Annotated in this window: 6 protein-coding genes; 1 reads left to right on the plus strand and 5 read right to left on the minus strand. The window is 71.5% G+C overall.

Going from position 1 to position 6,466, the window contains the following annotated elements; all coding sequences use genetic code 11:
• Nucleotides 1–24 precede the first annotated feature (24 nt).
• The 5 genes from FH715_RS25290 to FH715_RS25310 all read right to left on the minus strand — a co-directional run bounded on the left by FH715_RS25290 (nt 25) and on the right by FH715_RS25310 (nt 4,877).
• Nucleotides 25–639: a DUF6230 family protein gene (locus tag FH715_RS25290; RefSeq protein WP_139649285.1), complete on the minus strand. Its 615-nt coding sequence runs from the start codon at nt 637–639 to the stop codon at nt 25–27.
• A gap of 467 nt (nt 640–1,106) precedes the next feature.
• Nucleotides 1,107–2,072: a tetratricopeptide repeat protein gene (locus FH715_RS25295; RefSeq protein ID WP_139649287.1), complete on the minus strand. Its 966-nt coding sequence runs from the start codon at nt 2,070–2,072 to the stop codon at nt 1,107–1,109.
• 123 nt (nt 2,073–2,195) lie between these two features.
• A complete protein-coding gene (gene icmA / locus FH715_RS25300; protein ID WP_139649289.1) occupies nt 2,196–3,905 on the minus strand; it encodes a coenzyme B12-dependent isobutyryl-CoA mutase large subunit in 1,710 nt (569 codons plus the stop codon).
• Nucleotides 3,906–3,983: 78 nt separating this feature from the next.
• On the minus strand, nt 3,984–4,331 hold the full coding sequence (locus tag FH715_RS25305) for a DUF3817 domain-containing protein (protein WP_139649291.1): 348 nt from the start codon (nt 4,329–4,331) through the stop codon (nt 3,984–3,986).
• Between the two features lie 27 nt (nt 4,332–4,358).
• The gene (locus tag FH715_RS25310) at nt 4,359–4,877 is read right to left on the minus strand and encodes a MarR family winged helix-turn-helix transcriptional regulator (protein WP_139649293.1); all 519 of its coding nucleotides are present in this window, start codon (nt 4,875–4,877) and stop codon (nt 4,359–4,361) included.
• Between the two features lie 175 nt (nt 4,878–5,052).
• On the opposite strand from FH715_RS25310, the gene FH715_RS25315 reads away from it, so the two are divergent.
• A complete protein-coding gene (locus tag FH715_RS25315; protein WP_139649295.1) occupies nt 5,053–6,096 on the plus strand; it encodes a glycoside hydrolase family 6 protein in 1,044 nt (347 codons plus the stop codon).
• Nucleotides 6,097–6,466: the final 370 nt, after the last annotated feature.

The following is a 6,466-nucleotide window of genomic DNA, read 5'->3' on the forward strand; positions in this document are numbered from 1 at the left end:
CTGCCCCAGGCGCGGTTCAGACCGTCAGAAGCACTCGTTCGCGCCTCGGTGCAGGGACAGGTCCAGGTCGCTGAGCTTGAACGTCCCAGCGGAGGTCGCCCATGCGGTCTGGCGGACATCGGTCAGGACCGCGCCGTCAGCCTGCTGGGCGAACGACCCGGGCAGCGTGCCGGCCTCGGGGGTGGGCCCCTTGGTCGTCTGGTCGGCGGCGACACCGATGTCGATGTTGGTGAAGGTGGCGTCCGCGTTGAGCTGCTCCAGGTCGATGAAGAGGTTGTCCGCCTCGACCGGGTTGTCCGGGTTGGAACCCGCGCCGATCTTGACGGTGACGTCCCCGAAGAACGGGACCGGCAACACGACCGACTGACACAGGTTGTTGATGGTGGCGTGGTCGAACGCGGAGACCGCGACCGGCCGTTCCTCACCGCCGGCCGGGGTGACCATGGCTCCGTACTGAACGAAGCCATCACCGTCCAGCTTGTCGACGCTGACCTTGAACTGCTGCCCCGAAACGGCGAACGAGGCGGCGAGTGCCCCCTGGGAGAGGGCGACGCCTATCGCAGCGGTAGCGGCCACGCTCGGCACCATGACCAGACCGAAACGCCGCCATCTGGTGCCGCCGCGAGCCTGTGACTCCATGACTTCCTCCTTCTCGGACGAACATCTCCCTCGGAGCCGGCGATCGATGAGGTGTACCGCCCGGGAACCCCGGTGGGGAGAGGTGCGTTGTCCCCGACAGATGAGCTGAGGGGGACAGCCACTGGCCGCCGGGAGACGGCCTTCGGTTGCGTGGCACACCGGCGTCGCCCGGGGGCGGCGTCGCACACCACGGCCGACGCGTGGCCGAGTCGGCCCCGCCGATCGTGGTCTATCTCACGGCAGGACACAAGAGGTTCGTTACTTGCCAGTAATGGCGATATGCCGGAGCGGGGTGAAACGTGTCCGTTCACCCACGCAGGGTGTCGACGCGAAAACCACCCATAGTCTGCCGAAACACCCGTAACCCGCGCGCCCCGAAAGGTTGAGCGCACCGAATGTGACGGCGGCCACGTTTACCAAGTTTTGGTAAAACGCAGCCGCCGGGGAACGGTTGAGGACGGTACGGCTCAGAAGAGCACGCGGGCGAGCGCGGAGCGCGCGGCGACCACCCGCGGGTCCTCGTGCCCCACGACCTCGAACAACTCAAGCAACCGCACCCGTGTCGCCTCCCGGTCGTCACCGAAGGTGCGCCGCACGGTGGAGATCAACCGGCTGAAGGCGTCCTCCACATGACCGCCCACCAGGTCCAGGTCGGCGGCGGCGAGTTGCGCCGGCACGTCGTCGGGGCGGTCGGCCGCGTCCTTGCGCACCTGCTCGGGCACGAGGTCCTGCACGCGCGCCAGCAGCCGGGCCTGACCGAGGCCGAGCGCGGCCTCCAGGTTGCCCGGGTCGGCGGCCAACAGGGACTCGTAGGCCTTGATGGCGCCGTCCAGGTCGCCGTCGTCCAGCGCGCCGTGCGCGGCGGCCAGCGCCGGGTCGACCGGCGGCTCCTCCGGCTCGGCGGCGCGGGCCGCGGCGGCGGCCTCCGGGTCGACCTGCACGCCCACGATCCCGAACCGCTCCTCGGCGGCCTGGATCAGCTGGTCGAGCACCTCGCGCACCTGCGCCTCGGGGGCGACGCCCTGGAAGAGCGGCAGCGCCTGGCCGGCGATCACCGCGAAGACGGCGGGGATGCCCTGCACCCCGAACTGCTGGAAGAGACGCTGGTTGGCGTCGACGTCGATCTTGGCGAGAACGAACTTCCCCGCGTACTCCGCGGTGAGCCGCTCCAGCACCGGACTGAGCTGCTTGCACGGCCCGCACCACTCGGCCCAGAAGTCGATGACCACCGGGACCTCGGCGCTGCGCTGGACGACCTCCTGCTCGAAGGTCGCCTCGTCGACGTCGATCACCAGGGGAACGGCCGCCGCCTCCCCCTCCGGCTGCGCCGCCCGCTGCGCGCGGGCCTGCTCGGCCTTCTGCTTGGCCTCGGCCGCGGCCTTGACCGCGGAGAGATCGACGGCTCCGCTCATGGACATGTTGCGTGGCTGCATGGGACCAGTCTCCCCCCTCCGGCACGCGTTCGGGAACGCGGTGTCCCCGTTCGGGAACGCGGTGCCACCCCCGGCGGGACGGCACCGCGCCGCCGGGGGTGTGCGCCGGCGTTCAGGGGGCGCTCAGAAACCCGCCGGCTCGGTGTAGCCGCCCCACACCTCGCGCAGCGCGCCGCAGATCTCGCCCAGCGTCGCCTCCGCCCGCACCGCGTCCAACATCGGCGCGATCGTGTCGCCCTCGCCCCGCGCCACCCGCACCAGCTCCGCCAGCCGGGCCCGCACCGCCGCCTCGTCGCGCTCCGCCCGCCGGGCGCCGAGCGCCCGCACCTGCTCGCGCTCCACCTCGTGGCTGACCCGCAGGATCTCCAGCTCGTCGGTGACGGACGCGGTGTGGCAGTTGACGCCGACGACCCGCTTGTCCCCCTTCTCCAGGGCCTGCTGGTACTGGAAGGCGGACTCCGCGATCTGCCCGGTGAACCAGCCGTCCTCGATGCCGTTCAGCAGCCCCGAGGTCATCGGCCCGATGGCGTGCTCCCCGCCGCCCGAGGTGGCCAGCGCCCGCCGGCCGCGTTCGGCGATCTCCTCGAAGATCCGCTCCGCGTCGGCCTCGATCCGGTCGGTCAGCGCCTCCACGTACCAGGAGCCGCCCAGCGGGTCGGCGACCGAGGTGACCCCGGTCTCCTCCATCAGCACCTGCTGGGTGCGCAGCGCGATCTCCGCAGCCCGCTCACTCGGCAGCGCCAGCGTCTCGTCCAGCGCGTTGGTGTGCAGCGAGTTCGTGCCGCCCAGCACCGCCGCCAGCGCCTCGACCGCGGTGCGCACCACGTTGTTGTACGGCTGCTGCGCGGTCAGCGAGACGCCCGCCGTCTGGGTGTGGAACCGCAGCCACTGCGCGCGCTCGCTGGTCGCGCCGTAGACGTCCCGCATCCAGCGGGCCCAGATCCGGCGGGCGGCGCGGAACTTGGCGATCTCCTCGAAGAAGTCGACATGCGCGTCGAAGAAGAACGACAGCCCGCGCGCCACGTCGTCCACCGGCAGCCCCCGGCTGAGGCCCAGCTCCACGTAGCCGAAGCCGTCGGCGAGGGTGTACGCCAGCTCCTGCGCCGCCGTGGCCCCCGCCTCCCTGATGTGGTAGCCGGAGACCGACAGCGGCTTGTAGGCCGGGATGCGGGCGGCGGTGTACTCCATCAGGTCGCCGATCAGCCGCAGATGCGGCTCGGGCGGGAAGAGCCACTCCTTCTGGGCGATGTACTCCTTGAAGATGTCGGTCTGGAGCGTGCCGTTGAGCGTCTCGACGGGCACCCCCTGCCGTTCGGCGGCGACCAGGTACATGCAGAAGACGGGCACGGCAGGGCCCGAGATGGTCATCGAGGTGGTGACCTCGCCCAGCGGGATGTCCCGGAAGAGGATCTCCATGTCGGCGGCCGAGTCGATGGCGACCCCGCAGTGGCCCACCTCGCCCAGCGCCTTGGGGTCGTCGGAGTCGCGCCCCATCAGCGTCGGCATGTCGAAGGCGACGGAGAGCCCGCCGCCGCCGTTGCGCAGGATGGTGCGGTAGCGCTCGTTGGTCTGCTCGGCGTTCCCGAAGCCGGCGAACTGGCGGATGGTCCACGTCCTGCCCCGGTAGCCGGTGGGGTGGAGTCCCCTGGTGAAGGGGTACTCCCCCGGCCAGCCGATCCGCTCGAAACCGGCGAGGTCGTCGCCGGGGGCGGGGCCGTAGACGGGCTCCACGGGGTCCCCGGAGAGCGTGGTGAAGTCGGCGTCCCTGGTGCGGGCCGCGTCGTACCGGGCCTGCCAGCGTCGGCGGCCCGCTTCGATGGCGTCAGCGTCCATGGGACCAATTTACTTGGACGTCCAACTATCTGTCCAAGGAAGTACCCGGCCGGTTCCCCACCGGCCGGGAGGGTGGCCTCAGGCGCCGACGGCGCCCTCGGCGACGGCCGCCTCGTCGTCGTCCTCCAACAGCGGCCGGGTCTCGGCGGTGATCCGCGGCTCCAGCCAGAAGGAGACGAACGGGATGGAGCCGGCGACCAGCACCCACAGCAGCTTCCCGAACGGCCAGCGGGCCTTCTGCCCCAGGTCGAACGCGAAGACCAGATAGACGATGTACAGCAGCCCGTGCACCTGTGAGACGACCAGGGTCAGCCCCTCGCCGGTGTCGAAGCCGTACTTGAAGACCATGCACGTGCCGAGGACCAGCAGCATCACCGCAGTGACATAGGCCATGACCCGGTACCGGGTGAGCACACTCCGCTTCATGCCGGCGAGCCTATCGGGTCATACCGGTCACGCCTCGCCCGGGGCCGCGAAGTCACCGGCCGCCACCCGCAGCGGGCGCAGCATGGCGAAGACCTCCCGGCACTCCTCGTCGTCGTAGGCGCCGAGCCCGAAGTCGGCGGCCATCAGGTCCCTGGTGGCCTCGTCGCAGACCTCCCGGCCGCGCTCGGTGATGGAGGCCAGCACGCCGCGTCCGTCGTTCGGGTTCGGCCGCTTGGTGACCAGCCCCGAACGCACCAGCCGGTCCACGGTGTTGGTGACGGAGGTGGGGTGCACCATCAGCCGCTCGCCGATCTTGGACATCGGCAGCTCGCCGGCCCTGCTGAAGGTGAGCAGCACCAGCGCCTCGTAGCGGGCGAACGTCAGGCCGTGCGGCCTGACCACCGAGTCGACCTCCGCCAGCAGGATCTGGTGCGCCCGCATGATCGAGGTGATCGCGGCCATGGACGGCACGGAGCCCCATCGCTGCTTCCACAGGTCGTCGGCTCGCGCGATGGGATCGAACGGGAGACTCAGCGGCTTCGACACGAGGGCGACCCTACCCGGCACGCCGGTGACGGATGCGGCCGTTGTGGTGAATCTCCCGGGGGCGCGGGCCAGTTCCCGCGCGCCCCGTCCGGGGGCGGTGCGCGCCCGGGAACCGTCCGCACGCTCCGTCATGCCTCGACTACGACAGGTCGCGGGTCGTGGCACCATGACGCACATGCCCGGCCCCACCACCGCAGTGTTCCGCGCGCCCGACCGGCCCCTGTCGCTCCCCCTGGCACTCTCCTCGCTGACGCTCGCCCTGCTCGCGCTCGGCTGCTCCTCGGGCGACACGACGCCGCCCGGCGGCGAGAGCGGCTCCGAGGGGCAGCTCATCAACGACACCTCGGAGTTCTGGGTGGACTCCGACTCGCCCGCGGCCCGGCAGGCACGGGAGTGGGAGGAGTCCGGCCGCGCGGACGAGGCCCGGTTGGTGCGGCGGATCGCCGACCGCCCGCTGTCGCACTGGCCGCCTGAGGGCGACCCGGCGCCGCTGGTCAGGGACGTCACCGAGGCCGCGACCGAGGCGGGGCGGACGGCGCTGCTGGTCGCGTACAACATCCCGCACCGCGACTGCGGCCAGTACTCGGAGGGCGGCGCGCCCAGCGACGACGCCTACCGGGACTGGATCGACACCCTCGCCGACGCCGTCGGCGACGCCGAGGCCGTCGTCGTCCTGGAACCGGACGCCGTTCCCCACACCCTCGACGGCTGCACGGCGCCGATGTACGTCCAGGACCGCTACGCGCTGCTCTCCGAGGCCGTCGACCGCCTCAAGCGGCAGCCGGGCACCCGCGTCTACCTGGACGCGGGCAACCCCGACTGGGTCACCGACGTCGGCCAGCTCGCGCGGGCGCTGCGCGACTCCGGCGTCGAACGGGCCGACGGCTTCGCGCTCAACGTCTCCAACTTCCAGACCACCGAGGCCAGCACGGAGTACGGCCGGGAGCTGTCAGGGATGCTGGACGAGGCCCACTTCGTCATCGACACCAGCCGCAACGGCAACGGTCCCTGGGAGGACGGCGGCGACGAACGCTGGTGCAACCCGCCCGGGCGGGCGCTGGGCACGCCGCCGACCACGGAGACGGGGGACGACCTGGTCGACGCCTATCTGTGGGTGAAACGGCCCGGCGAGTCCGACGGCGAGTGCCGCGGAGGGCCACCGCCGGGCCAGTGGTGGCCCGACTACGCGCTGGGCCTCGCGGAACGCGCGGAGGGGTGAACGGGAGCGACCACCCACTAGCCGGTGCCGCACCGTGGTCGACTGACCCCCGCCACGACCAACCCAGGGGCGCGGGGAACTGCGCGAGCAACCGACCGCCGGGGCGAGGACGACACCTCACCCAGACCGGCAAGGTCAGTAGTCGACTGACCCCCGCCACGAATGCACCGCGCAGTTCCCCGCGCCCCCAAACAGGCCGCCACCTGCCGAAGGCGAAACCCGCACCCAACCCACCACGCCAGCCCAACCCAGGGGCGCGGGGAACTGCGCGAGCAACCGACCGCCGGGGCGAGGACGACACCTCACCCAGACCGGCAAGGTCAGTAGTCGACTGACCCCCGCCACGAATGCACCGCGCAGTTCCCCGCGC

The sequence above is a fragment of the Streptomyces sedi genome (assembly GCF_006335015.1).
Classification (GTDB): Bacteria; Actinomycetota; Actinomycetes; order Streptomycetales; family Streptomycetaceae; genus Streptomyces; species Streptomyces sedi.

What these genes read in the sequence shown, in the direction of transcription:
- FH715_RS25290 (WP_139649285.1), bottom strand. Translation starts at nt 639, where the DNA reads ATGGAGTCACAGGCTCGCGGCGGCACCAGATGGCGGCGTTTCGGTCTG.
- FH715_RS25295 (WP_139649287.1), bottom strand. Translation starts at nt 2,072, where the DNA reads ATGCAGCCACGCAACATGTCCATGAGCGGAGCCGTCGATCTCTCCGCG.
- icmA (WP_139649289.1), bottom strand. Translation starts at nt 3,905, where the DNA reads ATGGACGCTGACGCCATCGAAGCGGGCCGCCGACGCTGGCAGGCCCGG.
- FH715_RS25305 (WP_139649291.1), bottom strand. Translation starts at nt 4,331, where the DNA reads ATGAAGCGGAGTGTGCTCACCCGGTACCGGGTCATGGCCTATGTCACT.
- FH715_RS25315 (WP_139649295.1), top strand. Translation starts at nt 5,053, where the DNA reads ATGCCCGGCCCCACCACCGCAGTGTTCCGCGCGCCCGACCGGCCCCTG.